Genomic DNA, 25,174 nt, shown 5'->3' on the forward strand with positions numbered 1-25,174 from the left:
GGCGCCCCTAACGGCCCGTCGCGGCCGCGTGGAGCGCCGCCGCGTCCCGCGCGCCGCGCATCGCCGCGGCGGCCCCCGGGTCGCGCAGGCGCCGCGCCACGCAGGCCAGCGCGTTCAGCGTCTCGCCCTCGGCGGCGGTCGGGAGCAGGAGCAGAGCGACGAGGTCCACCGGCCGGTCGTCGACCGCATCGAACTCGATCGGGTCGCGGAGCCGGGCCAGGATCCCGTACGGGCGCGCGACAGCCTCGAGCCGCGCATGCGGCAGGGCGATGCCGTCGCCGATCCCGGTCGAGCCCAGGGTCTCGCGCCGGATCAGCGCCGAGAGGACCGTCTCCACGGCGAGGCCGAGGGCGCTGGCCGCGCGGCACGCCATCTCCTCGAGCAGCGCCTTCTTGCTGGCGGCGCGCAGGCCGACGAGTACGTCGGCGGGCGCGAGGATCCGATCCATCGTCATAGCGCGGGATCGCGGGCGCTGCGAAGCATCAACTCGTCCTCGGAATCAGTGGGCGGTCGCGCCGTCGGCGCCGCGGGAATGCGGGGCCGGCTCGTCGTCCGGCGCGCGCAGGCGGTAGCCGACGCCGGTCTCGGTCAGCAAGATCCGCGGCCGCTCGGGATCCGCCTCCAGCTTCTGGCGGAGCTGGCGCACGTAGACGCGCAGGTATTGCGGGTCGGACGAGGACGGCACGGAGCGCATCAGCTGCGCGTGGGTCAGCACCTTGCCGGCGTGCAGGACCAGGACGCGCAGGAAGTCGTACTCGCGCGGCGTGAGCTTCACCTCGGCCTCGTCGACCTTCACGATCCGGCGGACCAGATCGACCGACAGGTTGTCGACGCGGAAGATCGGCCGCTCGCCCCGCGCGGCGAGCTGGTGTCGCATGGCGGCCCGCAGGCGCGCCAGCAGCTCCGCCATGCCGAACGGCTTGGTCACGTAGTCGTTGGCGCCGAGATCGAGCGCCTCGACCTTGCCGCCCTCGTCGTCGCGGCTCGACAGGACGACCACGGGGAGGTCCGGATGGATCGCCCGCACCGACCGCAGCAGGTCGTGGCCGCGCATGTCGGGCAGTCCGAGGTCGAGGATGACGAGATCCACCCCCTCGCGGCCGAGCAGCGCCAGGGCGGTTCGCGCATCGGGCGCCTCCAGGACGGCGTAGCCCTGGGTGGCCAGGCCCATGCGCAGGAGCTTGCGGATCGGCGGCTCGTCGTCGACGACCAGAACGGCGGGGCTCATGCGGCGATGTCCCTGGGTGCATTCCGGGCCGGAACCGGCAGGCTCACGGTGAAGCAGGCCCCGCCGCGGTCGCGGCGATTCTCGGCCGTGACGGTGCCGCCCATCGCCTCGACGAAGCCCCGGGAGATCGCGAGGCCCAGGCCGGTGCCGGCCCGGACCCGGTCGCCCTTCCGGACGCGGTAGAACTTGTCGAAGACCCGCTCGACATCGGCGTCGGGCAGGCCGTCGCCCTCGTCCAGCACGGCGATCCGGACCCGGTCGCCCGCGCGGCGCGCCCGGACCGTCACGGTCGAGCCCTCGGGCGCGTACTTGGCCGCGTTGTCGAGGAGGTTGACCAGGACCTGCTCGAACAGGACCGGGTCGAGCGCCAGGGCCGGCAGGTCGGCCTCGACCTCCACGGCCACGCGGTGGTCGGCCAGGATCTTCTGGGTGCGGCGCAGAGCGGTGTCGACCGTCTCGGCCACGTCCTGGGCGGAGAGGTTCGGCGCCACCGCGCCGGCTTCCAGCCGGGTCATGTCGAGGAGGTTGGCGATGAAGCGGTTGAGCCGCTCCGACTCCTCGATGATCGTCGCCAGCAGCTCCGCCTTGGCTTCGGCGGGAAGCGCCGCGTCGAGGTCGCGCAGCGTGCTGGCCGCGCCCAGCACCGAGGCGAGCGGCGTGCGCAGGTCGTGGCTGATCGAGGTGAGCAGCGCCTGCCGCAGGCGGTCGGTCTCGGCGGCGCGCTCGGCCCGGTCGAGATCCTCCACGAGCCGGACCCGCTCGATGGCGAGGGCGCCCATGTCGGCCAGGGCGTCGAGGAGGCGGCGGCCTTCCGGCGACAGGATCGGCCCGGTGCCGTCGGAATCGAGGCCGATCACCCCGATCGTGCCGCGCCCGGTCCGCATCGGCAGGAACAGGCGCTTGGCACCGGGCAGCGTGTCGGCGCCCCGGCCCGCGGGCCGGTCGTTGTCGAAGGCCCACTGCGCGGCCGCGAGGTCGGCCTCGTCGAGCATGTCCTCGGGCGGGTAGCCGGCCCTGACCGTCACGGCTTGGCCGTCGGGCAGCAGCAGGACGACGCGCACCTTCAGCATCGCGGCGACCTGGGCGCAGGTGGCCCAGAGCACGTCGTCGAGGGTGCCGCAGGCGGCGAGCTTCCGCGAGAAGCCGAACAGCCGCTCGGTCGCCCGCGCGCGGCCCTGGCTGACCACCGCCACGCGGCGCGCGCGCGAGGCGAGGTTCGAGACCAGGACGGCCACCAGGGTGAAGAGCAGGAAGGCCGCGACGTTGGTCGGGTCGGCGATGGTGAGCGTGTAGACCGGCGGCAGGAAGAAGAAGTTGTAGGCGAGCGAGGCCGCCACGACCGCGGCGAGCGCCGGCCCGAGACCCCAGCGCACCGCCACCGCCACGACGGCGGTGAGCAGGAACAGGTCGGCGTTCTCGACGCCCGCGTAGGGCTCCGCGACGATGGCCGCGCCGAGCCCCGCGGCGATCGCCGCCAGGGCGATCGCGTAGGGCCGCGCGTCGAATCCCGGCCGCGGCGCGGTCACCGCCACGGCGCGGCGCGGCGGCGTCTCGTCGGGGACGGCCTCGCCGGGGACGACGTGCACGCTGATGGCGCCGCTCCGCCGCACGAGGTCGTGCACCACCGAGCCGTTGAGCAGCTCGAACAGCCAGGACCGGTGCGCCTTGCCCACGACGATGTGGTTGACGTTGGCCGAGCGCGCGTAGTCGAGCACGTCGTCGGCGATCCGGCGCCCGCCGGGCAGGGTGATGGCGTCGCCGCCGAGCCGGTCGGCGAGCCGAAGGGCCTCGGCGATCCGGTCGCGCTCCGCCTCGCTCAGGGCCGCCGCCCGCGCGCCCTCGATGGAGAGCGCCGTCCAGGGGGCGTGCAGGCGGTCGGCCAGCCGCTTGGCGTAGCGCACCAGGCCGGAGGAGCGGGGATCCTCGTTCACGCAGACCAGCACGCGCTCGCCCGCCGCCCAGGGACCGGCGATGGCGTTGGCCCGCATGTGGCCGAGCAACTCGTCGTCGACCCGGTCGGCGGTGCGCCGGAGGGCCAGCTCGCGGAGCGCCGTCAGGTTACCGCGGGAGAAGTAGTGCTTGAGCGCGCGCTCGGCGTGGGTCGGGACGTAGACCTTACCGTCCTTCAGGCGCTGGATCAGGTCGTCGGGATTGAGGTCCACCACCTCGATGTCGTCGGCGCGGTCGAGGACGCCGTCCGGGACCGTCTCGCGCACCCGGATGCGGGTGATCGACGCGACCACGTCGTTGAGGCTCTCGACGTGCTGGATGTTGAGCGTCGTGAGCACGTCGATGCCGGCGTCGAGCAACTCCTCGACGTCCTGGTAGCGCTTCGGGTGGCGCGAGCCCGGGGCGTTGGTGTGCGCAAGCTCGTCGACCAGCGCGAGGGCCGGCCGGCGGGCGAGCAGGGCGTCGAGGTCCATCTCCTGGAGGACGGTGCCGTGATACGGCACCGACCGCCGGGGAACCGTCTTGAAGCCGTCGAGGAGGGCCTCCGTCTCGACCCGGCCGTGCGTCTCGACGACGCCGACCACGACGTCGATCCCCGCCTTGAGGCGCGCCCGGCCGATGGTCAGCATCTCGTAGGTCTTGCCGACGCCGGGGGCGGCCCCGAGGAACACCTTGAGACGGCCGCGCGTCCGCTCTTCCCGGCGCGCCGCTTCGAGCAGGGCGTCGGGCGAGGGGCGGGTCGGGTCGCGGCCGGTCTCGGGCATGATCCCTCTACTTAGCGCCGTTCAGCGACGGGCGAGATCGTCGACGGCGAGGTTCAGCGCCAGCACGTTGACGCGCGGCTCCCCCAGGATGCCCAGGGTGCGGCCCACGATGCGGGCGGTCACGAGGTCGCGCAGCTTGTCCTGCGGGATGTTGCGGGCCTTGGCGACGCGGGGAACCTGGAAGTAGGCGGCCTCGGGCGAGATGTCCGGGTCGAGGCCGGACCCGCTGGTCGTCACGAGATCGACGGGCACCGGGGCGCCCGGATTCTCGGCCTTCAAGGCCTCGACATCGGCCTTCACCCGCTCGGCCAACGCCGCGCTGGTCGGCCCGAGATTCGAGCCCGAGGAATTGGCCGCGTTGTAGGGCGCCGGCACCGTCTTCGAGGCGTCGGCGGGGTCCGGCGCCGTGGTCGCCGAAGGCCGGCCGTGGAAGTAGCCGGCACCGGTGAAGTTCTGGCCGATCAGGCTGGAGCCGATGACCGTGCCGTCGCGCTCGATCAGGCTGCCGGCGGCCTTGGCGGGGAAGATGGCGCCGGCGAGGCCAGTCATCGCGAGGGGATAGGCGAGGCCGGTGATCGCCGTCAGGGCGGTGAGCAGGACAAGGGCAGGGCGAAGCTGTTTCAGCATGGCGGGTCTCCGAGGGACCGGTTCAGACGAGGTGGAGGGCGCTGACGGCGAGGTCGATGGCCTTGATGCCCACGAAGGGCACGAGGACGCCCCCGAGGCCGTAGATCAGGAGGTTCCGGCGCAGCAGCGCGGCCGCGCCGACGGCCCGGTAGGTGACGCCGCGCAGGGCCAGCGGGATCAGCGCCACGATGATCAGCGCGTTGAAGATGATCGCCGACAGGATCGCGCTCTGCGGCGAGGCGAGGCCCATGATGTTGAGCGCCTGGAGCTGCGGGTAGAGCCCGAGGAACATCGCCGGGATGATGGCGAAGTACTTGGCCACGTCGTTGGCGATCGAGAAGGTCGTCAGCGCGCCGCGGGTCATCAGCAGCTGCTTGCCGATGCCGACGATCTCGATGAGCTTCGTCGGGTCGCTGTCGAGATCGACCATGTTGCCGGCCTCGCGGGCGGCCACCGTGCCGGTGTTCATGGCGACGCCGACATCGGCCTGGGCCAGCGCTGGAGCGTCGTTGGTGCCGTCGCCGCACATGGCGACGAGCTTGCCGTCCGCCTGCTCCTTGCGGATCAGCGCGAGCTTGTCCTCAGGCGTGGCCTGGGCGAGGAAGTCGTCGACGCCGGCCTCGGCCGCGATCGCCGCCGCGGTCATCGGGTTGTCGCCGGTGATCATCACCGTGCGGATGCCCATCTGGCGCAGCTCGGCGAAGCGCTCGCGGATGCCGCCTTTCACGATGTCCTTCAGGTAGACGACGCCGAGCAGGCGGCCGTTTTTGGCGACGGCCAGCGGCGTGCCGCCGACCTTGGCGATCTCCTCGGCGATGGCGCGGGTCTCCTTGACGGCGGCCGTCTCCGGAGCCGGCTGAAAGGCCAGGGCGGCGCTCGAGCCCCGGCTCGCCACCGGCTGACCGGACAGCGACGCGATCACGGCGTCGACGGCGCCCTTGCGGATCGAGGCGCTCTCCAAGTCGACGCCCGACATCCGCGACTGTGCGGTGAACGGCACGAAGGTGGCGTTGAGCGCGGCCATGTCGCGGGCGCGGATGCCGTACTTCTCCTTGGCCAGCACCACGATCGAGCGGCCCTCCGGCGTCTCGTCGGCGAGCGAGGCGAGCTGCGCCGCGTCGCCGAGTTCCTGCGCGCTCACGCCGGAGACCGGACGGAACTCGGTGGCCTGCCGGTTGCCGAGCGTGATCGTGCCGGTCTTGTCGAGGAGGAGGGTGTCGACGTCGCCCGCCGCCTCGACGGCGCGGCCCGACATGGCGAGCACGTTGAAGCGGACCAGCCGGTCCATGCCGGCGATGCCGATCGCCGAGAGCAGCGCGCCGATCGTCGTGGGGATCAAGGTCACGAACAGGGCGACGAGGACGATCACCGGGATCGCGCCGCCCGCGTAGCTCGCGAAGCTCGGGATCGAGGCCACCGCGAAGACGAACACGATGGTGAGCCCGGCGAGCAGGATGTTCAGGGCGATCTCGTTCGGCGTCTTCTGTCGCGAGGCGCCCTCGACCAGCGCGATCATCCGGTCCACGAAGGTCGAGCCGGCCGCGGCGGTGATCCGGACCTTGATCTCGTCCGAGAGCACCTGCGTGCCGCCGGTCACCGCCGAGCGGTCGCCGCCGGATTCGCGGATCACCGGCGCGGATTCACCCGTGATGGCGGCCTCGTTCACGGAGGCTACACCCTCAATCACTTCGCCGTCGGAGGGGATCAGGTCGCCGGCCTCGACCAGCACGACGTCGCCGACCTTGAGGGCGGTGCCCGGCACCGTCTCGTAGGCGCGGCCCGGTCCCTTGAGGCGCTTCGCCGTCATCTCGGTGCGGGTGCGCCGCAGGCTGTCGGCCTGGGCCTTGCCGCGCCCCTCCGCGAGGGCCTCGGCGAAGTTGGCGAAGATCAGGGTGAACCACAACCAGAGGATGATCTGGCCGGAGAAGGCGAGATCGCTGCCGCCGGTGATGAGGTCGCGGGCGAACAGGATCGTGGTGAGCACCGCCACGACCTCGACCACGAACATGACCGGGTTGCGGATCATGGCGCGGGGATCGAGCTTCCCGACGGAGCCGATGAGGGCCGGCCCGATCAGGGCGGCACTGAACAGGGATGACGTCTGGCGAGACATGGAAAATGTCCGGAGGAGAGATGGAAGTGGGGCTGCCGTCCTCGCGGGCGGAGCGATGCGATCCAGGGCCGCGCTGCGCTCGCGAGGACGGTTGCGGAGGGGCTCAGCCCGCGACGCCGAGGGTCAGCGCGTAGGCCGCCAGCAGGGCGAAGCCGCCGAGGAGGACGACGCCGAGAAGCGCCAGCACGAGGTCCGACGTCCGCGGGGGCGGGGCTCCGGCACGGCCGGCGCGATGCGGCTGCCGGTGCAGCACGAGGTGGTGGCGCGCGACGCGCCGGGCGGGGAGGGCGCGCGGCATCTCAGCCCCCCGTCGCGAAGGTCTGGCCGGCGGCGCCCGCGAGGTGCTCGACCACGGGGCCCAGCGCCAGCGAGGGGAAGAAGGTCAGGCCGCCGATGATCAGGATCACCCCGACGAGCAGCCCGACGAACAGGCCGCCGTGGGTCGGGAACGTGCCTGCCGAGGCCGGGACCGTCTTCTTGGCGGCGAGCGAGCCCGCGATGGCGAGCACGGGGATCTTCACGAAGAACCGGCCGACCAGCATGCCGATGGCGAGCGTGCTGTTGTAGAACAGCGTGTTGGCCGTCAGCCCGCCGAAGGCCGAGCCGTTGTTGGCCGCCGCCGACGTGTAGGCGTAGAGGATCTCGGTGAAGCCGTGCGGGCCGGCATTGGCCGGGCCGGCGAGGCCCGCCGGCACCACCGTCGCCAGCGCCGTGAAGCCCAGCATCATCAGCGGCAGGCAGAGGATGCCGAGCATGGCCATCTTCACCTCCTTCGCCTCGATCTTCTTGCCGAGGTACTCGGGGGTTCGGCCGACCATCAGGCCCGCCACGAAGATCGCCACGATCACGAAGATCAGCATGCCGTAGAGGCCGGCGCCGACGCCGCCGATGATGATCTCGCCGAGTTGCATGTTGAGCAGCGGGATCAGGCCGCCGAGCGCCGTGAACGAGTCGTGCATGGCGTTGACGGCACCGCAGGAGGCCGCCGTGGTGATCACCGCGAACAGCGCCGAGGCGGCGATGCCGAAGCGGGTCTCCTTGCCCTCCATGTTGCCGCCGGTCAGCCCGAAGCTGTTCAGGACGGAGCTTCCGTGGGCCTCGGCCCAGTAGGTGACGAGGACGCCCGCGAGGAACAGGATCCCCATGGCGCCGAGGATGGCCCAGCCCTGCCGCTCGTCGCCGACCATGCGGCCGAAGACGTTGGTGAGGGCGGCGCCGATCGCGAAGATCGAGACCATCTGGACGAGGTTCGACAGCGCGGTCGGATTCTCGAACGGGTGCGCGGCGTTGGCGTTGAAGAAGCCGCCACCGTTGGTGCCGAGCATCTTGATCGCCACCTGGCTCGCCACCGGTCCGAGCGCGATGGTCTGCTTGGCGCCCTCCAGCGTCGTGGCGTCGGCGTAGGCGCCGAGCGTCTGCGGAATGCCCTGCCAGACCAGGAACAGCGTGTAGGGCACGCAGATCGGCAGCAGCACGTAGAGGGTGGCGCGGGTCACATCGACCCAGAACGAGCCGATCGTGCCGGAGGACGCGCGCGCGAATCCGCGGATCAGCGCCACCGCCACTGCGATGCCGGTCGCCGCCGACAGGAAGTTCTGGTGCGTCAGACCCAGCATCTGGGACAGGTACGAGAGCGTGGTCTCGCCGCCGTAGGACTGCCAGTTCGTGTTGGTGATGAAGCTGGTCGACGTGTTGAAGGCGAGGTCCGGCGCCACCGCGGTCTGGTCGGCCGGGTTCAGCGGCAGCACCGCCTGCAGCCGCAGGATCGCGTAGAGGACCGCGAAGCCTAGCACGTGGAACAGGATGACCGCACCCGTGTAGGCCAGCCAGTGCTGCTCCTGGCGGTCATCGATGCCGGACACACGGTAGAGACCGCGCTCGATCGGTCCGAGCACGGGCGAGAGGAAGGTGCGCTCTCCGGTGAAGACGCGGGTCATGTACGACCCGAGGGGCTTCACGAGCGCCAGAACGATCGCGCCGTAGAGCGCGATCTGGATCCAGCCGTTGAGGGTCATGGGGGAGATCCTGCGGGCCGCTCAGAACCGCTCGGGGCGGACGAGGGCGTAGGTGAGGTAGACGAGGAGGCCGGCGGTCACGCAGGCGCCGAGGGCGAGGTCGAGGGTCATGGCGGCCTCTCTCACAGCCGGTCGCAGGCGGCCGCGTAGCCGGCCGCCGCGACGAAGAAGGCGAGCCCTCCGGCCAGGAAGACGATGTCGAGCATGGGGGTCAGGTCCGGTTCGGCGGACCGGCCGCGGAGGCTCCGCGACCGGGCTTGGCCGACCATCAGTGTCGCCGGGAACCGCGTTAGGGTTCGAGCGAGGACCGAGCCGGAACATATAAGGGTCGCGTTAGGATCGGGTGCGTCGGCCGAAGCTCGCCTGGAGGCCCGCGCAGGCTGCCGGAACGGTCAGCCAAGCCGCCCCCGGGCAGAGGGCGCGCCACCGGGCGCGGTCCAGGCGGATCACCCCGGCCTCTCGGCCGAGGATCCCGCCGTAACCGAGGCCGCAGACGCCGCAGCGTCCGGCGAGCGGCTCGATGGGGCAGGGCGAGGGTGACGCGTCGGCCGGCGACGCAGCGGCGCCGCGACAGGCGGGGGAGACTCCGGCGCTCACCGGACCTGCAGGGGTTCGAAGAGGTTCAGTGCGAGCAGCGCGAGGGACACGGCGGACCACCCGCCGAGCGCGACCACCATCAGCGCGAAGACGTGGTCGGCCCTGCACTCGGCGAGGATGTGGCGGACGATTCGCATGCGGAGACTCCATCCGGGCTGTTGCCCGATGGCGTGACCACGTCCGCATCGGCCGTGAGGGACCAAGACGCGTGCGAGGCGTCCGGCATAGGGATGTCATCAGGACCGGGCGGCGGCGCGTCCGCAAGGCCCAGGAAGCTCGGGTCGAGCTCGTGCAGGAAGCAGGGCGGCGAGCTGTAGGCGCCGAAGTCCGGCTCGTCGCGGCTCGGCGACGCGGGGACACCCTCGGGCGCGCGGGTCGGGTCTGACGGCATGACGCGGTCCCTCCGGAAGCGTCCTGTCCGCGGCCGGCCGTCAGGCCGGGCGCCGCGTCGGACGCCGGATGTCGGACCCGGCCGCGACGCGGCCGGGCGCGGTTCTAGACCGTCGCGGCTTCTGGCTGCTCGGTCGAGTTGAACACGACCTCGCCGGTCCGCTCGCAGACCACGCTGACCGAGGTCGCCCCGTTCTCGCGCTGCTGCACGGGGAGCTGCGCGAGCGCGTAGGCCGTCGCCGCCTCGAGATCGCACGGCCACAGTTTGGTGAAGCTCTCGCGCTTCCCGCGGCGAAAAGTGATTTTGTAAGCCATCGTTTCCTCCGTTTTCACGGAAGATACACCTTCTCGGCGTGCCGCCACGTCGCGCCGAGACATGGCACCGATGCGTTCCGGGCGGGAACGGCGGCGACATACGGGTAGATCGGTCAGAAACGGTCAACCCGTGACTGGAGCGGGACAGCAGTCTCCGTACAGCTTGATCCGCAAAATAGACCATGCGACGGTGCCGAATAATGAATTGCGCAGCCTCGGGCATCGCGCAGATCAGGCCTTCTAGGGCAGGGCGTCACGCCATGGCGCATCGGTGTCGGAGTGGTTCGAGTCATGTCCCACATGCCGGCCGGGTCACTTGACGGAGCGGGCCGGGCCGCGGACGCCGCCCCGGTCCGGAACGCCGGGCCGCTCGACGAGGTCGGCGTCGCCAAGCAGAAGCTCATCGAGGCGATCGAGTGCAGCTCCGAGGGCTTCGCACTGTTCGATTCGGACGATCGCCTCGTCCTATGCAACGGGCACTTCCAAGATCTCCATCCCGGCCTGTCGACGATCATCGTGCCGGGCGTAGCTTTCGAGGCCATCGCCCGCGCCGTCGCCGAGACCTGCGTCGTTCGCCCGAACGGCATGACCGTCGAGGGCTGGCTTGCCGAGCGGATCGCCCACTACCGCGCGCCGGGAGGGCCGCTTCTCCAGCAGCGCGTCGACGGCCGCTGGGTCCAGGTCAACGAGCGCAAGACCAACGACGGCGGCGTCGTCGCCGTCTACACCGACGTGACCGAGATCAAGCGCGCCGAGCAGGTGCTCCAAGCGACGCAGGGGCGGCTGACCTACCTGCTCACCGCGTCCCCGTCGATGATCTGCAGCTTCGAGGTCGGCGGCAGGAACGCGCCGACCTTCATCAGCGAGAACGTGCGCGATCTCCTGGGCTACGAGCCGGGCGATTACCTGGCCGGGCCGGAATTCTGGCTGGAGCGGCTTCATCCCGACGACCGCGACCGCGTGCTCGCCGAGTTCCCGCGCCTGCTCGCCGACGGGCACAACGTCATCGAGTACCGGTTCCAGCACGCGAACGGCACCTATCGCTGGGTCCGGGACGAGCAGCGCCTCCTGCGAGATCCGGGCGGACAGCCCGTCGAGGTGGTCGAGTCCTGGAGCGACATCACCGAGCGCAAAGAAGCCGAGCTGGCGCTGCAGAAGCAGACCGCCTTCGTCGAGCTGCTCCAGGCCGCCGCCGCGGCCGCCAACGAGGCGCCGACGGTCGAGGACGCCCTGCGCTTCTGCCTCGAGCGCGTCGCGCAGCACGCCGGCTGGCCTGTCGGTCACGCCCATATCCTGGCCCGGGACGGGACGCGGACGCTGCTCCCGACCGGCATCTGGCACTGCGATCCCGGCGCGGATGTCGCGCGATTCCAGGCCGCTACGGCTGCCACGTCGCTGGCCGCCGGATCGGGCCTGGCCGGCCGCGTTCTCGTCTCGGGCGCGCCGGAATGGAGCGTCGGGGACCCGACGCTGGCCGCGGACCCGCGCGCGCCGGCGGCGGTCGAGCACGGCATCCGGGCGGGATTCGGCTTTCCGGTGACGGTCGGGCGCGACGTCGTCGCGGTGCTGGAGTTCTTCGCCCGCGACGCGTCCCCGCCGGACGCCTCGCTGCTCCGGGTCATGAGCAACATCGGCGCGCAGCTCGGCCGCGTGATCGAGCGCAAGCAGGCCGAGGAGAGCCTGCGTCAGGCGAAGGAGGCGGCCGAGGAGGCGAGCCGCGCCAAGAGCAGCTTCCTCGCCAACATGAGCCACGAGTTGCGGACCCCGCTCAACGCGATCATCGGCTTCACCCGGCTGGTGATGCGGCGGGCGAAGGATGTCCTGCCGGTCAAGCAGTTCGAGAATCTCGAGAAGATCCTGGCGAGTTCCGAGCACCTGCTCTCGCTGATCAACAGTATCCTCGACCTCGCCAAGGTCGAGGCGGGGCGCATGGAGGTGAAGCCCTCGGACTTCGCCCTGGAGCCGGTCCTCGACCTGTGCCTCCGCACCGTCGAGCCCCTCGTCAAGAACGAGGGCGTGCGCCTCGTCCGGGACGTCCGGGACCCGCCCCCGATGCTGCGCACGGACGAGGAGAAGCTGCGGCAGATCCTGATCAACCTGCTCAGCAACGCCATCAAGTTCACCGAGGCCGGATCGGTCACGCTACGCGTCCGCTCGGTCGATGAGGGCATTGAGTTCGCCGTGATGGATACCGGCATCGGCATCCCGGCGGGCGCCCTGAGCGCGATCTTCGAGGAGTTCCATCAGGTCGACAACAGCGCGACCCGGTCCCACAGCGGCACCGGGCTCGGGCTCGCGATCAGCCACCGGCTCGCGCGCCTGCTCGGCGGCCGGATCGACGTCGAGAGCCGCGAGGGCGAGGGCTCGACCTTCACCCTCACCATCCCGCCGCGGATCGCCGGCGGCGCCGAGGCGCCGCCCCCGAAGCCGGCGCCCGCCACCGTCACCGCGCCGCGCTCGGGCGCCAAGGTCGTGCTGGCGATCGACGACGATCCCAACGTCGTCTACCTGCTGAAGGAGAATCTCGCCGATGCCGGCTACACGGTCGTCGGCGCGGCGAGCGGCCAGGAAGGTCTGACGAAGGCCCGGGAGCTGCAGCCGCGGGCGATCACACTCGACATCATGATGCCCGGCACCGACGGCTGGCAGGTGCTGCACGCGCTGAAGACCGATCCGCTGACCCGCGACATCCCGGTGGTGCTGATCTCGATCGTCGACCAGAAGGAGCTCGGCTTCCGGCTCGGCGCGACCGACTACATCGTGAAGCCGTTCGAGCGGGAGGCCCTGATCGGCGCCCTCGCGCGGATCGCCCCCGACAACGAGCGCGTCCTCGTGATCGACGACGATCCGAACGTGCCCGACCTCGTGCGCCAGCTGCTCGACTCGGAGCACTGCACCGTCGACTGGGTGGCCGACGGCGCGGCTGGCCTGGAGCGCATCGCGCAGGCCCGGCCGAGCGTCATCCTCCTCGACCTGCTCATGCCGCGGATGGACGGCGTAGCCTTCCTGGATGCCCTGCAGGCGGACCCCGCCGCCCGATCGATCCCTGTCGTGGTCCTGACCGCCGCGTCGCTTGATTCGGCCGATCGCGGCATGCTGCGGGAGCGTGTGCTCGGGCTGATCGACAAGGGCGGGCTCGACCGCGCCGCCCTGATTCGCGAGGTCCGCCGCGTGCTGCCGGTCCTGGAGACTGAGACCGCCGACGGTGGCCGATGAGGCTCGGGACAACCTGGGCGCGGCGGCCCGCAACGCCCGGGACCGGCCCATGAAGCGGATTCTCATCGTCGAGGACGTCGCGCTCAACCGCGATCTGCTGACCCAGTTGCTCGAGGACGAGTACGAGATCCTGATCGCCGTCGACGGGGCCGACGGCGTGGACATGGCGATCGCGCACCGGCCGGATCTCATCCTCATGGACCTGTCGCTGCCGCTCGTCGACGGCTGGGAGGCGACGCGCCGCATCAAGGCGAACGCGACCACCTCCGCCATTCCGGTGATGGCGATCACCGCCAACGCGATGTCCGGCGACGAGGACCGCGCGCGGGCTGCCGGCTGCGACGACTTCATGACCAAGCCCGTCGACGAGGACCTCCTCTTCGCCAAGCTGCAGCACTGGCTCGGCTGAGCGCGGCCGTCGCACGCCAGGAAGGGAGGACCCGTGGAGCCAGCCCGCATCCTCATCGTCGACGACGAGCCGTTCAACCTCGACCTGCTGGAGCAGGAGCTGGAGCTCCTCGGACATACCAGCGTGCGGGCCGCGAACGGGCGGGCGGCCCTCGACCGGCTGAGCGAGGAGCCGTTCGACCTCGTCCTGCTCGACGTGATGATGCCGGCTCTGGACGGCTACGCCGTGCTCGAGCGCATGAAGGCCCACGAGGCTTGGCGCCACACGCCCGTCGTGATGATCTCCGCCCTGATGGAGATCGGCAGCATCGTCCGGTGCATCGAGCTCGGCGCCTTCGACTACCTGCCGAAGCCCTTCGAGCCGGTGATCCTGGAGGCCCGCATCCGCTCCTGCCTGGAGCGGAAGCGGGCGCATGACCGTGAAGTCGCGCATCTGCGGACCATCGAGCGCGAGCGCAAGCGCGCCGACGAGCTGCTCCACGCCATCCTGCCAATCTCGGCGGTGGCGGAGCTGATGGAGACCGGGCAGGTCAAGCCGCGGCTGTTCGACGACGTCGCGGTGCTGTTCATCGACCTCGTCGGCTTCACCACGTGGTGCCACGACCAGGGCCCGGACGTCGTCGTCGCGGAGATCCAGCGCCTGGCGGAAGCCTTCGAAGTGGTCGCGCAGGCGCGGGGCCTGGAGAACATCAAGACGATCGGCGACGCCTTCATGGCCACGGCCAACCTGCTGCGGCCCCACGACGACCCGGTCTCCGCCGCCATCCGCTGCGCCGCCGACATGGTGGCGATCGCCGCGGCGGGCGAGCCGGGCTGGCGGATCCGCGGCGGCATCCACATCGGGCCGGTGGTCGGCGGTATCGTCGGCCGGACGAAGTTCACCTTCGACCTGTGGGGCGACACCGTGAACGTCGCCGCGCGCCTCGCCGGCCTCGGCGACGGGTGCGCGCTGCACCTGTCGCGCGAGGCCTTCGACCGATTGGCCGATCCGCGCGACGTCCGGCCGATCGGCGCCGTGACGCTGAAGGGCAAGGGCGCGGTCGACGTGTACTGCCACGCCCTCGCGGCCGGCGACGCGGACCCGGCCTGAGACGGCCTCGGCGGCCACGAAGCGTTCCGGATTGCGCAGCAAGAAGCGGGATGCGGCGCGCCGGGGCGGGGCCTAGGGCCCGTCCCGGAGGTGCACCATGACCCGTTTTCGATGCGTTCCAATCCCGACGGAGACCGCCGATCGCTTCCGCAGCGCCGGCCTGGACGACCGGGGCAACCCGATCCGGCTGGTCGCCGCGACGGCAGACGGAGGCTTTCCGTGCCGCCACTGCCTGCGACTCGGCCAGCCCGGCGAGTCCATGCTGCTCGGATCCTACGATCTGCCGGAGCCCCGCGGCATCTACTGGACTCCGAGCCCGATCTTCCTGCACGCGCGAGACTGCCCGCGCGCCGAGACGGTCGACGAACTCGCGCCGATCGTCCGCGCGAACGCGCTCGTGTCGATCCGCGCCTACGACGCGGAGCATCTCTGTCTCTACGATCTCGGACAGGTCTGTGCCGGGAGCGAGGCCGAAGGTCCGCTCCTCGGCGTCCTCGCCGACCCGCGCACCCGGTTCGTCAACGTCCACACGGCCCGACCCGGGTGCCTGCTCGTGCGCGTGGAGCGCGTGCCCGGCTGACCGCGGTCCTCCGCGCCGTTCCGCGCAAGCCGTGCCGGCGCCCCATCAGGCGGCGACGTGGAGATGCTGCTGCGCTGTGATGAAGGCGGCCACGCCGGCAGCCGGGATCGGCTTGCTTAGCAGGTAGCCCTGGACCTCCGAGAAGCCGCTCGCTCGCAGCCGGGCCAACTGCTCGGGGGTCTCGACACCCTCGGCCGTCGTCGTGATCTTCAGGCTGCGGCCGAGTTCGGCCACGACGTGGACGATGGCCGCGGCCTCGTCCTTCTCGAGCAGGTTCCGGACGAAGGACTGGTCCAGCTTGATCTTGTCGAAGCGGAATGTGTTCAGCGAGCTGAGGGACGAGTAGCCGGTCCCGAAATCGTCCATCGAGAACCGCACGCCGAGGCGGCGCAGGCGGCTCAGCATGTCGAAACTCGCCTGATCCTGGCTCAGGATCACCGACTCGGTGATCTCCAGCTCGAGCCTGTGGCTCGGCAGCCGGGTCTTGCGCAGGACCTCCTCGACGAAGCGGTCGAGATTGCCCTCCCGGAACTGGATCGGCGAGATGTTGACGGCCACCCGCAGGGAGCCGGGCCACGTCATGGCATCCGCGCAGGCCCGCTCGAGCACGTAGGCGCCGAGGGCGTCGATCAGCCCCGTCGCCTCGGCGACCGGGATGAACTCGCCGGGCGAGATCATCCCGCGTTCCGGGTGATGCCACCGGGCCAGCGCCTCGAAGCTCGTCACCGCGTTCGTCGCCAGATCGAAGAGCGGTTGATAGTGCAGCTCGATCTGCGCGGTGCCGATCGCCAGCCGCAGCTCGCGTTCCAGCCAGCGCCGCTGGTTCTGGCGCTCCTCCATCTCCTGCTCGAAGACGCGGACGCGCCGACCGCCGTCGGCCTTGGCGGCGTAGAGGGCGACGTCGGCGCGCCGCAGGAGATCGTCGCCGTCGGCATCCTCCGTGCCGGAGACGGCGATGCCGAGGCTCCCGTCCACGGAAACGAACTGGCCAGCGAGGAAGAACGGCCGCCTGAGCTGGGTCAGGATCTGCTCGGCGAGGACGAGGACTCCGTCCGGCAGATCCGCCTCACAGAGGACCATCGCGAACTCGTCGCCGCCAAGGCGCGCCACCGTGCCGCCGGGCGGGCACAGGGCGGTGAGGCGACGCCCGACCTGCCGGAGAAGCTCGTCGCCGGCCGGATGCCCGAGGGTGTCGTTGATGCCCTTGAAGTCGTCGAGGTCGAGGCAGATCACCGTCACTGCCCGGCCGCCGCCCGCATGGTCCGCGAAGGCGGCCGCCAGACGCTCGGCCAGCAGGGCCCGGTTCGACAGGCCGGTCAGCGCGTCGTGGGTCGCGAGATGCGCGATCCGCGCCTGCGCGGTGACGCTCGCGGTGACGTCCTCGTGGGTCTCCACCCAGCCGCCATCGGCCATCGGCTCGACCGTGATCTCGACGCAGCGGCCGTCGGCGAGCGTCCGGGTGAGGGTCCGGCGGCTCGGCCCGCTCTCCGCGTCCGGCCAGTCCGCGAGACCGGCGAGCCGGCGAACCTCTGCCTGCGCCGGTTCGGTATCGAGCGCGCCCGGGGCGATGCCGTAGATCCGGCAGAACTGGGCATTGTAGACCTTGAGCCGGCCGTGACCCCCGAACATGCAAAGGCCCTGGGACATGTTGTTCAGGGCCGCGTCGAACCGCTCGTTCTGCTCCTGGAGCTGCCGCTCGCGCTCCGTCAGGATCGTGTTCTGCCGGAACACGTCGTCGCGCAGCTGATCGCGCTCCGAGAGGGAGTGCTCGAGCACGACGACGGCGCGCGCGATATCGCCGACCTCGTCGGCGCGATCGGTATCCGGCACGCTCACGTGCCAGTTGCCGCGCGCGACCTCGGAGACCGTCTGGGTGATGCGCACCAGGGGTCGGGTGATCCGGCTCGACAGGAAGAGCAGGACGACCGCGACCAGGCACAGGGTCAGACCCGCCACGACGCTGAGCGTCCGCAGGAGCGAGCGCGAGCTCTCCTCGCCGATGCCCACGACCTTGCCGGTGAGCTGCTGCAGCTCCTTGAGCGGCGCCGCGACGCAGAGGCGAATGTCGGCAGGCTGGGCGATGCAGCGCGCCACCTTCTCGGCCCCCACCACGGCGTGAAGCTCAGCACCCGACGCGGGTCCGAGCTGGGCGTGGGAGACCTCCGCGCCCGCCGAGGAGAGCAGACTCTGGTCGGAGAGGATGAGGACGTCGCGTCCGCTGAGCGACGCGAAGGCCGTCAGGGTCGGCTCGTGCGGACGCAGGACCCGGTATCCGACGAGGCCGCCGATCACCTCGCCGAAATCGTCGAAGAGCGGCTGGCCGAAGATGTCGGCGACCGTGCCGCTCTCGTTCGCGGCGAGCGCGCGCGCCAGCGCGTCGTCCCAGCGCAGCGACAGCACGAACCCGTCCGCGCGCTCCCTATCGTTGCGGGCGAGCACCGCTCGGAGGGCCGTCGCGACGGGTGACGTCCCGAACGCCCCGTTGGCGGCGAGGAGATCCGCGTCGACGCGGTCGGCCGTCAGAGCGCGGAGATTGAGGTCGAAGGCGATGGCACCGTCGAGGTCCGCAAGCGCCAGCGCCGGCCGGAGCAGCTCCGAGGCCGCCACCGTGTTGCCGGAGAAGACCGCCTTGGCGACGTCCCAGCGCTTGGCCATGGTGGCGAAGCGCCGCTCGACGTCCTCGCGCTGCATCTGGAGCCGGGCGGCGGCGAGCTTGGCGTCGCTGAACAGGCGGTCGGAGAGCTGCGCCTCGGACCAAGTCGAGACCTCTCGCTCTTGCTCGCGGAGCGTCTGCCCGGAGCGCAGGACCACCAGGAAGACCAGGGCCGCCAGCGCGACCGCGGCCGTGGAGAGCGTCGCGCCGACGAGGCGCGCGCGCAGGGAACGCGAGAAGACGGCGCCCGTCACGGCCTGAGCGGGGCGCCGCCCCGCTCCGCCATGACCTGACCCGCGCGATCGGACGTCGCGAAGGCGAGGAACGCGGATGCCGCGGCGTCGCGCGTGGCGGCCTTGTAGATCAGCGCGAGGGTCACGGCGCTCGGATAGGCCGGATCGCGCGGCGCCCTACCGTCGATCGTCAGCACTGTCAGATCGCCCGCGAGCGCCGGGGAGTACGGACCGAAGCCGATCGCGCCGGGCGTCTCGCGCACCGTGGCGATCGCGTCCTGGGTCGTGGTCGCGGTCTTGGAGCGGCTGGTCAGGACGAGGTCGCGCCAGCCCGGCATGGTCGCCCGAAGCACCGACAGCGTGCTGTCCGTCTCCTCGCGGCGGACGACGCGGATCTTGAGATCGGGTCCGCCGAGGGCGCTCCAATTGTCGGTCGTGCCCGCGAAGATGGCCGCGACCTGCGCGCTCGTCAGGTTCGTGACGCCGGCGCCCCGGTGGACGAAGATGGCCGAGGGGATGCGGGCGAGCGGCACCTCTACCAGGCCCTGGGCCTTCTCGGCCTCGGTGAGCGGGCGCGCCACCCGTCCGAGCCGCTGGCGCTCGCCGCCCACGGCCGCGACGGCGCCGCCGGAGCCGATGCTCGGAGGAACCGAGACGCGGGCGTCGCCGCCCTCGGCATTGTAGGCGGCCGCGACCGCCTGGAGCATCTCGATCCCGTCACCCGTGCCGACGATCGGGAGATCGTCCGCCCGGACGCCGCCCGACTGGGCGAGGAGGATGATTCCACCCGCGATGACGCGCCGAAGATTCGAGAATGACAGTGCCATGACCGGAGAATGCGCCTTGAGTGCTTAACTCGAGGTCACCGGATACCGTACATTGAAGGTGTGGTTGACGATCTGCTAGGCGACGGGCTCCGTTTTAGCGGTCCGATGGCCCGCCACGCGCTGCAGGAAGCGCTGCAGGAAATTCGTGTCGGACGGCGGGTTCTCCTCCGCGCCGCGCGCGGCCGCGTAGAAGGGATCGGCGTAGCAGGTCGCACCGGTGGCCGCGGCCAGGAATTGGACCGCTGCGACCATCTCCGGGGCGCCGGCCGCGAGGACGATGTCGTCCCGCGTGAGCATCGGCATGTGGAGGGTCGGTCGCCCCGCCCGGGCATCCGGAGGTGGGTTACTGCCGCTGCAGGTCAGGATCGTCGTTGCCCCGCGCTCGCGCAGCCAGTCGAGCGCCGGGCGCATGTAGAGGTTCTGCGGGTGCCGCGCGCCGGCCACGACGAGCAGCTCGCGCTCCGGCTCGCGCAGCCGGCTCGCGCGTGCGACCGCCCAGGCCGGCGCCCAACCGACGCCGGACGAGACGACGACGAGGCGACCGCGTCCGAGCCGGTGGAAGGCGGCCCCGAACGGACCCTCGACCTTCACCGCCGTTCCCGGTCCGACCTTGTTGCCGAGCAGCGGCGAGACCGCGCCGTCGGGCTGCCGGCGGATCTGGAAGATCAACTCGTTCAGTTCGCCCGATCCATCCGAGCGCAGGGTCGGGCTGTAGTCCCGTGCCGGCAGCCCGGCGAAGGAGACCCGGACATACTGGCCCGGCAGGTAGATCAGCCGCTTGCGCAGCGCGACCGTCACTTCGACGATCTCGGCGGTGAGATCGACCACGCGGTCCACAGTGCCGGCGCGCCGGACGGTCTCGGGAACCTCGTCGAACTCGATGACCGTGTCGCTGGTCAGGCGCGCCCGGCAGGCCTGCACGGTCTCGCCGATGCGCGTCCCCGCATCGTCCACCGAGCCCGAATGGATCCGGACGCGGCAGGTGTCGCACTGACCGGTGGCGCAGTCGTGCGGGATCGCGCGTCCGGCCGCCAGACCCGCGTCGAGCAGGGTCTGTCCCGCGACGGCGCTGACGCGCCGTCCGTTGATGATGAGGTCGACGCGATCGGCCATGGCGCGCTCCCGCCTCAGCGCAACAGGACTTCGACCGGCCGCATGTGCCGCGTGTGGCGGGTCTGCGTGTGATCGAAGGCCGAGACGTACAGGTAGAAGGTGTTGCCGGGCAGGAAATCGACGTCGTACTTGCTGCCGGTCGCGATCTTGCGGGAGGCGACCAGAGTCCAGTGGTCGTCGGCCCAGTCGGCTGCCGCCGAGATCCCGGCGCGATCCCCCGTATAGCCGTCGGTCATGAGGACGCCCGGCATGACGGTCCCGACCGGGATCTCCGCGTCTGCGGCCGCTGTGTACGGCACCGTGTCGGTCTTCTCGACCATCCACCATTCCGAGCCCGGCGAGGTGCTGGCGTCGAAGGCGAGATCCACGGTGCCGAGCTTGGCCACCGTCGCGCGCCAGTCCTTGGGAAGCCGCAGCGGCTCGACCGCGCCCGCGTAACCGCCGGGACCCTCGAACTTGAAGTTGTAGCGGTACGCGCTGGTGCCGGGATCGCCCCAGTAGCCGGCCTGATAGCGGCCCTTCACGGCCCGCTCGGCGGCGGTCGGCTCGGTGGGCGGCCCGATATGCATGTCCTCGACGACGCCGAGCATGCCGCCCCGGGCCGCCTTCCACTGCCACATGTCGATGTAGCTGCCGTCCGTGGTGTAGTGGTAGCCGCGGCCGTTGAGCGGGGCGGGGGCGTCGGGCAGGGGCCGGGCGCCGAGATGGGTCGATCCGCCGCTGCCGAAGGCGTCGGATCGCGAGAAGATCACCGCCAGCTTGTCCTCGTAGTAGGCGGTCACGTCCGCGCGCGCGGCGTCCGCGTCGAGGAGGTGCCAGCCGTCCGCCTTCTTGATCATCGGGACGCGCTTCAGTGAGCGCGACGGATCCCACCAGCGGAAGGCGAAGTACACGTTCGCGTCGTCGCGGACCGCGCGGATCTCGACGGTCGTCTCGCCGGTCCCGCCGAAATTGGCGCCCTGCATCGTCCGGACCGAGACCGGCCGCGCCGTGCGCCAGACCGGGTCTTCGAGGAGCTTGGACAGGTCCGGTCCGGCCGACACCTTGTCGACGACGAGTGTGGAGCGGCCCTTCACGTCCGCGAAGGCCAGGCCGCCGACGACGGGGAGACCGATCACGGCGGCCGCCAGGAGCGGCCGCCGCCGCCGCGCCGCGCCGTCCGCCAGGGCCGCGGGACGGAACAACCGCAGGAGCTGCCAGAGCCCGCCGTACATGAAGTGCGCGAGGGTATGGACCGCGATGTAGGCCATCGCCACCAGCGCGCAGGTGGCGTGCAGCCACACCACCCAGCCGCCGTAGCCCAGGTAGAGCGCGACCCCTGTGCCTGTCAGGATGAGCGTGACCGCGTAGATCAGCCAGTGCAGCGCGACGTTGATGCCGCCCCACCGGGCCTTCCGGGCCGCCTTCGTCCGCCCGCTGACGCGGAGGGCGCGGAGCCGCGAGAGGCTGTTGCGGTCGGTGAGACGCCCGCGCACGAGGTAGACGAGATAGGCCGTGATGCCGAAGAACAGGGTCAGGCCGGCCACGAAATGGACGGTCCAGACCTCTCCCTGCGGGAGCATCGGCGCCAGGAACTTCGCGGTCCGCGCCACGGGCGCGTCGGCCGAGATGCGCAGGCCGGTGAGCAGGCTCGCCACCATGGCGATAGCGACGATCCAGTGGATGACGATCGTCCCGACATCGGAGCGAGGATGCCGGTCGGCCCGCGCGGCGGGCGTGCTGCGCCAACCGGAGGCGGCGTCGGGTCCGCCGGGCGGATGCGGCGAGAGGGTCAGCGGTTCCGACATTCGTTTCTCCGCACCGTCGCCGCAAATTGGACTCGCTACGTTAGAACTTTGTAAATCACGATGACGGCTCGCGGATATAGCCGAGCTTTGCAATCTTGAACTCTTGAGGAACATGCTTAACGGGCGCGATCGTCCGCGCGCGTCGGGCGGGCCCGCGGCGTTGCCGCCCCGCCGCAGCGCCGGCAGGACAAGGCGCGCCGACGGCGCACATCGTCAGACGAGGCCGATAGGCCTCGCTATCCGCGCGATAGCGGACCCGTACGCGGCAGCGGCCTCTTCTTCGTGGCCGTTTCGGAACGCGTTCTCCGAGGCCGCCCCCAACTCTGTCGTCGGATCAGTTGTCCCCTGATGGGTGGCGGACGGTCGCTCGCCGCTGCCCGCAACGGGCAGCGTGGCGGGTCTCGGTCCGCGCCACTTCAACATCGAGATCTGAACACGATCCGGCCCGCGAGGTCCTCTTGCAGGGCGGCTCCTCTCGTGCGGCCCGACCCGTTCCGCCAATCCGACGCGGCCGCGATGGCCGGGATGCGCCGAACGCGCGCTCACCTTCTCGCGATCGCTTAAGATACCGAAACAAATTTCATGAAGTCAATTCCCGTTGAATTATAGAAGCGCAATTTATTTGTAAAATCGATCCTTGACGGATACGGTCAAGCTGCCTCTCGATAGAGCGGCCAATTCTCCAAACCACTGCGACGTCGCATCGTGTCGGCACCCGAACACGTGCGTGAACGCGGATTGTTGGGTTGACGCCTGCAGTGGCACGTCCACGGCGTCGGATGCGGGGTTATGATGACCAGAATCAAGGCGCTGCTACTGGGCTGCTCGGCCCTGATGATCCCGATCGGCGGTGCGTACGCCGCCGATCTCCCGACATTCAAGGCGGCGCCGGTCGAGTTCGTACGCGTCTGCAACGCCTATGGCGCCGGATTCTTCTACATCCCAGGGACCGATACCTGCATCCGGCTGTCCGGAAGAGCGCGGTATGACTTCCTGTATCAGACCAGCAAGGTTCGTACGGGCGGCGGCGGCGACCTCACCGGCTATCTCGGCCTGATGCGGTTGAATCTCGATTCGCGGACCCAGACCGATTACGGAACCCTGCGCGCGTTCCTGCGCATCGACGTCGCCAACCGCAGCGGGCCGTTCCTGACCTCGGGATCCCGGCAGCGCGAGAGCTTGGCCATTGCGGGCCTCGGCGCCGACGCCTTCGGCCGCACACAGACCTACGTCAATGCCGACAAGGCCTTCATCCAGTTCGCCGGACTCACCGCGGGCCGTGCGTCCTCGTTCTTCGACTTCTACGCGCACGATTTCGAGCTGATCGGCGGTACAGCCGGCTCCGATACGTTCAGCACGAACCTGCTCGCCTACTCGGCAGTCTTCGGAAACGGCATCACGCTGACCGCCTCGATGGAGGACCCGACCTACCGGCGCTTTCCGATCTTCGGCACGGGCTCGGCGGTCGGTGCGTTCACGGCGGGCGGCGGGTTTGCCGGCTACAGCAACGCTTTCAACCCGTTCACCCCGTCGACCTGGCTCGCGCCGATCGTCGTCGGTGCGGGCAACGTCGCCTTCGTCGACGTCACGCAGAAGAGCCGCATGCCGGACTTCATCGGCGTGGCCCGCATCGACCAAGCCTGGGGCTCGGCACAGCTTTCCGCCGCCGTTCACGAGATCAATGCCGGCGACGCCGGCAGCACGGTCGCGGGCATTACCACCGCGACGGCCGGTCTTGGCATCTCGCCCACGGGACGCGCCTCCAACGCCTACGGCTGGGCAGTTCAGGGCGGCCTGAAGGTCAACCTGCCGTTCATCGCGACGGGCGACACGCTCTACCTGCAGGGCGCCTACGGGCAGGGTGCCATCGCCTACACGGGCATCTCGAACTACACGGCGCCGTACGACGCTCTCGGTGCGGCGCCGGTCGGCGGCGGCTCGTTCGCGCAATACTATGCGGACGCGGTGCTGAACCCGACGACCGGTCGACTCGAGCTATCGACCTCGTTCTCCGCCGTGGCGTCCCTGCTCCACTACTGGTCGCCCGCTTGGCGATCGGCCTTCTTCGGCAGCTACGCGCAGATCGACTACAACTCCAAGGGCCGCAACGCGCTGGGTCTGCTAGGCTTCGGCTTCGCCCCGGCCGGGGCCAGCGCGTCCAACGCCTTGGCCTTCGCCACGAGCCCCATCCTGCGGGGCAACAACCAGATGATCACCGGCGCCAGCCTTATCTGGACCCCGGTGAAGGACCTCGATATCGGCGTCGAGGGCGAGTACATCCGCACGGCTCTGAATAGCGGCGTCACGCCGGACATCTCGAAGAACGCGCTACGCTACGTCAATTCGCAGGACGCGGCCCAATTCCGGTTCCGCGTGCAGCGAGATTTCTGAGCCGATGTGACGCTTCATCGCGAACGCACGATCTAATCTTGAGCCCGACCGCGAGGTCGGGCTTTTATATTTGGCTGCGGACATACATCGTCGAATGAATTCGAGTACATTAAACAAATAAAAGATCTTTTGCTTGCGCATCGCGCGGAATCATCTACAAAGAGGGCAGCTCTTCAGCGGCCTGCTTCGCCGCCGAGCGAGCGGATGCTATGGTTTCAGAGTGGCTGTCCCGGGTACCAGGGCATGGCCCGTCTGACCCAGAGCTTCAGACCCATAAGACTTCGCCGACCGGGCAACCGGTCGGCTTTTTCATGTCCGCTGCATGCTCCCGCCGTGCGCGGCAGTCCGCGAGAATCGAGCGGCGCAGCCCCACACGCGGTCGCGGTGGTCGCGATCCTGGCGGATCTGTACCACTGCACCCGGGAAAACAAAAATATTTGTAATATTGAAAACTACCCAAAGAGTAGAAGAATTATTATTCAATAAAATATAGAGTTTAAATCAGTCATGCGGCATCTTGCAGGTACGTCGCCGTTGGGCGACAGCTCGAGAAGCGGGAGAACATCATGAAGAACATCGTCCTGGCCTGCTCGATGGGCGCAGTGCTGGTCGCGGGTCCCGCCTTCGCCCAGAACGCGGGCGCGGCGATCGATCCGAGCCTCATCATCCGGACGAACGGCAGCGGCCTCGACCCATGGTCCGCGTCCGAGGGCAACGACAAGGCGGGCGGCATGTGGGAAGGCGCGACCGGCTACAGCGCCGCGGTCCAGCGGCCCAGCGCGATCGAGACCGTCCCGGCCAATCGGCAGTGGAGCCGCCTCAACAGCCGCGAGCGTCGGCGCGGTCAGCTGTCCTACTGAGACCCCTCCGAGGCCAT

21 protein-coding genes are annotated in these 25,174 nt (G+C 70.2%); 6 read left to right on the forward strand and 15 right to left on the reverse strand.

Translation table 11 applies throughout. The annotated features are described in order from the left end of the window. Positions 1–7: 7 nt before the first annotated feature. From J3A75_RS03820 to J3A75_RS03870, 11 genes are all read right to left on the reverse strand, one after another. Positions 8–454: a PTS sugar transporter subunit IIA gene (locus J3A75_RS03820; protein ID WP_024827811.1), complete on the reverse strand. Its 447-nt coding sequence runs from the start codon at positions 452–454 to the stop codon at positions 8–10. Positions 455–499: 45 nt separating this feature from the next. Then, entirely contained in the window at positions 500–1,228 is a 729-nt protein-coding gene (locus tag J3A75_RS03825; protein ID WP_070998316.1) for a response regulator, read from the reverse strand. Further along, on the reverse strand, positions 1,225–3,942 hold the full coding sequence (locus J3A75_RS03830) for a sensor histidine kinase (RefSeq protein ID WP_070998319.1): 2,718 nt from the start codon (positions 3,940–3,942) through the stop codon (positions 1,225–1,227). The genes J3A75_RS03825 and J3A75_RS03830 overlap by 4 nt, the downstream gene beginning before the upstream one ends. 21 nt (positions 3,943–3,963) lie before the next feature. Continuing rightward, a complete protein-coding gene (locus tag J3A75_RS03835) occupies positions 3,964–4,569 on the reverse strand; it encodes a K(+)-transporting ATPase subunit C (protein WP_070998321.1) in 606 nt (201 codons plus the stop codon). 22 nt (positions 4,570–4,591) lie between these two features. After that, complete coding sequence (gene kdpB, locus J3A75_RS03840; protein WP_029358286.1) at positions 4,592–6,682, reverse strand: potassium-transporting ATPase subunit KdpB; 2,091 nt, start codon at positions 6,680–6,682, stop codon at positions 4,592–4,594. A gap of 103 nt (positions 6,683–6,785) precedes the next feature. After that, positions 6,786–6,980, reverse strand: coding sequence for a hypothetical protein (locus J3A75_RS03845; RefSeq protein WP_024827806.1), 195 nt, complete (start codon positions 6,978–6,980; stop codon positions 6,786–6,788). A 1-nt stretch (position 6,981) separates the two neighbouring features. Then, complete coding sequence (gene kdpA, locus J3A75_RS03850) at positions 6,982–8,697, reverse strand: potassium-transporting ATPase subunit KdpA (RefSeq protein ID WP_012317233.1); 1,716 nt, start codon at positions 8,695–8,697, stop codon at positions 6,982–6,984. Between the two features lie 21 nt (positions 8,698–8,718). Then, positions 8,719–8,808 (reverse strand): K(+)-transporting ATPase subunit F, encoded by a 90-nt coding sequence (locus J3A75_RS03855; protein WP_020091582.1) that lies wholly within the window; start codon positions 8,806–8,808, stop codon positions 8,719–8,721. 11 nt (positions 8,809–8,819) lie between these two features. Next, on the reverse strand, positions 8,820–8,966 hold the full coding sequence (locus tag J3A75_RS03860; protein WP_012317234.1) for a hypothetical protein: 147 nt from the start codon (positions 8,964–8,966) through the stop codon (positions 8,820–8,822). A gap of 324 nt (positions 8,967–9,290) precedes the next feature. Further along, positions 9,291–9,431, reverse strand: coding sequence for a hypothetical protein (locus J3A75_RS03865; RefSeq protein ID WP_012317235.1), 141 nt, complete (start codon positions 9,429–9,431; stop codon positions 9,291–9,293). A 358-nt stretch (positions 9,432–9,789) separates the two neighbouring features. Then, positions 9,790–9,999 carry a hypothetical protein gene (locus J3A75_RS03870; protein WP_024827804.1) on the reverse strand — a complete coding sequence of 70 codons (210 nt, stop codon included), beginning with the start codon at positions 9,997–9,999 and terminating at the stop codon, positions 9,790–9,792. A gap of 291 nt (positions 10,000–10,290) precedes the next feature. Between J3A75_RS03870 and J3A75_RS03875 the strand changes: the two genes are divergently transcribed. The 4 genes from J3A75_RS03875 (at position 10,291) to J3A75_RS03890 (ending at position 15,293) form a co-directional block, all read left to right on the forward strand. Next, complete coding sequence (locus J3A75_RS03875) at positions 10,291–13,215, forward strand: response regulator (RefSeq protein WP_209649709.1); 2,925 nt, start codon at positions 10,291–10,293, stop codon at positions 13,213–13,215. Between the two features lie 49 nt (positions 13,216–13,264). Beyond that, positions 13,265–13,624, forward strand: coding sequence for a response regulator (locus J3A75_RS03880; protein ID WP_024827802.1), 360 nt, complete (start codon positions 13,265–13,267; stop codon positions 13,622–13,624). A gap of 33 nt (positions 13,625–13,657) precedes the next feature. Then, entirely contained in the window at positions 13,658–14,713 is a 1,056-nt protein-coding gene (locus J3A75_RS37195) for an adenylate/guanylate cyclase domain-containing protein (RefSeq protein ID WP_209649711.1), read from the forward strand. Positions 14,714–14,810: 97 nt separating this feature from the next. After that, the gene (locus tag J3A75_RS03890; protein WP_059408232.1) at positions 14,811–15,293 is read left to right on the forward strand and encodes a DUF1203 domain-containing protein; all 483 of its coding nucleotides are present in this window, start codon (positions 14,811–14,813) and stop codon (positions 15,291–15,293) included. A 45-nt stretch (positions 15,294–15,338) separates the two neighbouring features. Here J3A75_RS03890 and J3A75_RS03895 read toward each other — a convergent pair whose 3' ends face one another. From J3A75_RS03895 to J3A75_RS03910, 4 genes are all read right to left on the reverse strand, one after another. Continuing rightward, complete coding sequence (locus J3A75_RS03895; RefSeq protein WP_209649712.1) at positions 15,339–18,200, reverse strand: bifunctional diguanylate cyclase/phosphodiesterase; 2,862 nt, start codon at positions 18,198–18,200, stop codon at positions 15,339–15,341. Beyond that, positions 18,197–19,006 carry a PstS family phosphate ABC transporter substrate-binding protein gene (locus tag J3A75_RS03900; RefSeq protein ID WP_024827800.1) on the reverse strand — a complete coding sequence of 270 codons (810 nt, stop codon included), beginning with the start codon at positions 19,004–19,006 and terminating at the stop codon, positions 18,197–18,199. Before J3A75_RS03900 ends, J3A75_RS03895 begins: the two co-directional genes overlap by 4 nt. A gap of 75 nt (positions 19,007–19,081) precedes the next feature. Further along, positions 19,082–20,119, reverse strand: a complete 1,038-nt coding sequence (locus J3A75_RS03905; protein ID WP_029358298.1) for a 2Fe-2S iron-sulfur cluster-binding protein — start codon at positions 20,117–20,119, stop codon at positions 19,082–19,084. A gap of 14 nt (positions 20,120–20,133) precedes the next feature. Next, entirely contained in the window at positions 20,134–21,906 is a 1,773-nt protein-coding gene (locus J3A75_RS03910; protein ID WP_070998330.1) for an ethylbenzene dehydrogenase-related protein, read from the reverse strand. 792 nt (positions 21,907–22,698) lie between these two features. Between J3A75_RS03910 and J3A75_RS03915 the strand changes: the two genes are divergently transcribed. Beyond that, positions 22,699–24,297, forward strand: a complete 1,599-nt coding sequence (locus tag J3A75_RS03915; protein WP_024827797.1) for a porin — start codon at positions 22,699–22,701, stop codon at positions 24,295–24,297. Positions 24,298–24,863: 566 nt separating this feature from the next. Continuing rightward, on the forward strand, positions 24,864–25,157 hold the full coding sequence (locus tag J3A75_RS03920; RefSeq protein ID WP_070998331.1) for a hypothetical protein: 294 nt from the start codon (positions 24,864–24,866) through the stop codon (positions 25,155–25,157). The last annotated feature ends 17 nt before the right edge of the window (positions 25,158–25,174 follow it).

The organism is Methylobacterium sp. PvP105 (assembly GCF_017876975.1).
Classification (GTDB): Bacteria; Pseudomonadota; Alphaproteobacteria; order Rhizobiales; family Beijerinckiaceae; genus Methylobacterium; species Methylobacterium radiotolerans.

What these genes read in the sequence shown, in the direction of transcription:
- J3A75_RS03855 (WP_020091582.1), bottom strand. Translation starts at nt 8,808, where the DNA reads ATGACCCTCGACCTCGCCCTCGGCGCCTGCGTGACCGCCGGCCTCCTC.
- kdpB (WP_029358286.1), bottom strand. Translation starts at nt 6,682, where the DNA reads ATGTCTCGCCAGACGTCATCCCTGTTCAGTGCCGCCCTGATCGGGCCG.
- J3A75_RS03870 (WP_024827804.1), bottom strand. Translation starts at nt 9,999, where the DNA reads ATGGCTTACAAAATCACTTTTCGCCGCGGGAAGCGCGAGAGCTTCACC.
- J3A75_RS03900 (WP_024827800.1), bottom strand. Translation starts at nt 19,006, where the DNA reads ATGGCACTGTCATTCTCGAATCTTCGGCGCGTCATCGCGGGTGGAATC.
- J3A75_RS03865 (WP_012317235.1), bottom strand. Translation starts at nt 9,431, where the DNA reads ATGCGAATCGTCCGCCACATCCTCGCCGAGTGCAGGGCCGACCACGTC.
- J3A75_RS03835 (WP_070998321.1), bottom strand. Translation starts at nt 4,569, where the DNA reads ATGCTGAAACAGCTTCGCCCTGCCCTTGTCCTGCTCACCGCCCTGACG.
- J3A75_RS03915 (WP_024827797.1), top strand. Translation starts at nt 22,699, where the DNA reads ATGACCAGAATCAAGGCGCTGCTACTGGGCTGCTCGGCCCTGATGATC.
- J3A75_RS03820 (WP_024827811.1), bottom strand. Translation starts at nt 454, where the DNA reads ATGACGATGGATCGGATCCTCGCGCCCGCCGACGTACTCGTCGGCCTG.
- J3A75_RS03860 (WP_012317234.1), bottom strand. Translation starts at nt 8,966, where the DNA reads ATGGTCGGCCAAGCCCGGTCGCGGAGCCTCCGCGGCCGGTCCGCCGAA.
- J3A75_RS03880 (WP_024827802.1), top strand. Translation starts at nt 13,265, where the DNA reads ATGAAGCGGATTCTCATCGTCGAGGACGTCGCGCTCAACCGCGATCTG.
- J3A75_RS03830 (WP_070998319.1), bottom strand. Translation starts at nt 3,942, where the DNA reads ATGCCCGAGACCGGCCGCGACCCGACCCGCCCCTCGCCCGACGCCCTG.
- J3A75_RS03825 (WP_070998316.1), bottom strand. Translation starts at nt 1,228, where the DNA reads ATGAGCCCCGCCGTTCTGGTCGTCGACGACGAGCCGCCGATCCGCAAG.
- J3A75_RS03890 (WP_059408232.1), top strand. Translation starts at nt 14,811, where the DNA reads ATGACCCGTTTTCGATGCGTTCCAATCCCGACGGAGACCGCCGATCGC.
- J3A75_RS03905 (WP_029358298.1), bottom strand. Translation starts at nt 20,119, where the DNA reads ATGGCCGATCGCGTCGACCTCATCATCAACGGACGGCGCGTCAGCGCC.
- J3A75_RS03920 (WP_070998331.1), top strand. Translation starts at nt 24,864, where the DNA reads ATGAAGAACATCGTCCTGGCCTGCTCGATGGGCGCAGTGCTGGTCGCG.
- J3A75_RS03910 (WP_070998330.1), bottom strand. Translation starts at nt 21,906, where the DNA reads ATGTCGGAACCGCTGACCCTCTCGCCGCATCCGCCCGGCGGACCCGAC.
- kdpA (WP_012317233.1), bottom strand. Translation starts at nt 8,697, where the DNA reads ATGACCCTCAACGGCTGGATCCAGATCGCGCTCTACGGCGCGATCGTT.
- J3A75_RS03875 (WP_209649709.1), top strand. Translation starts at nt 10,291, where the DNA reads ATGTCCCACATGCCGGCCGGGTCACTTGACGGAGCGGGCCGGGCCGCG.
- J3A75_RS03845 (WP_024827806.1), bottom strand. Translation starts at nt 6,980, where the DNA reads ATGCCGCGCGCCCTCCCCGCCCGGCGCGTCGCGCGCCACCACCTCGTG.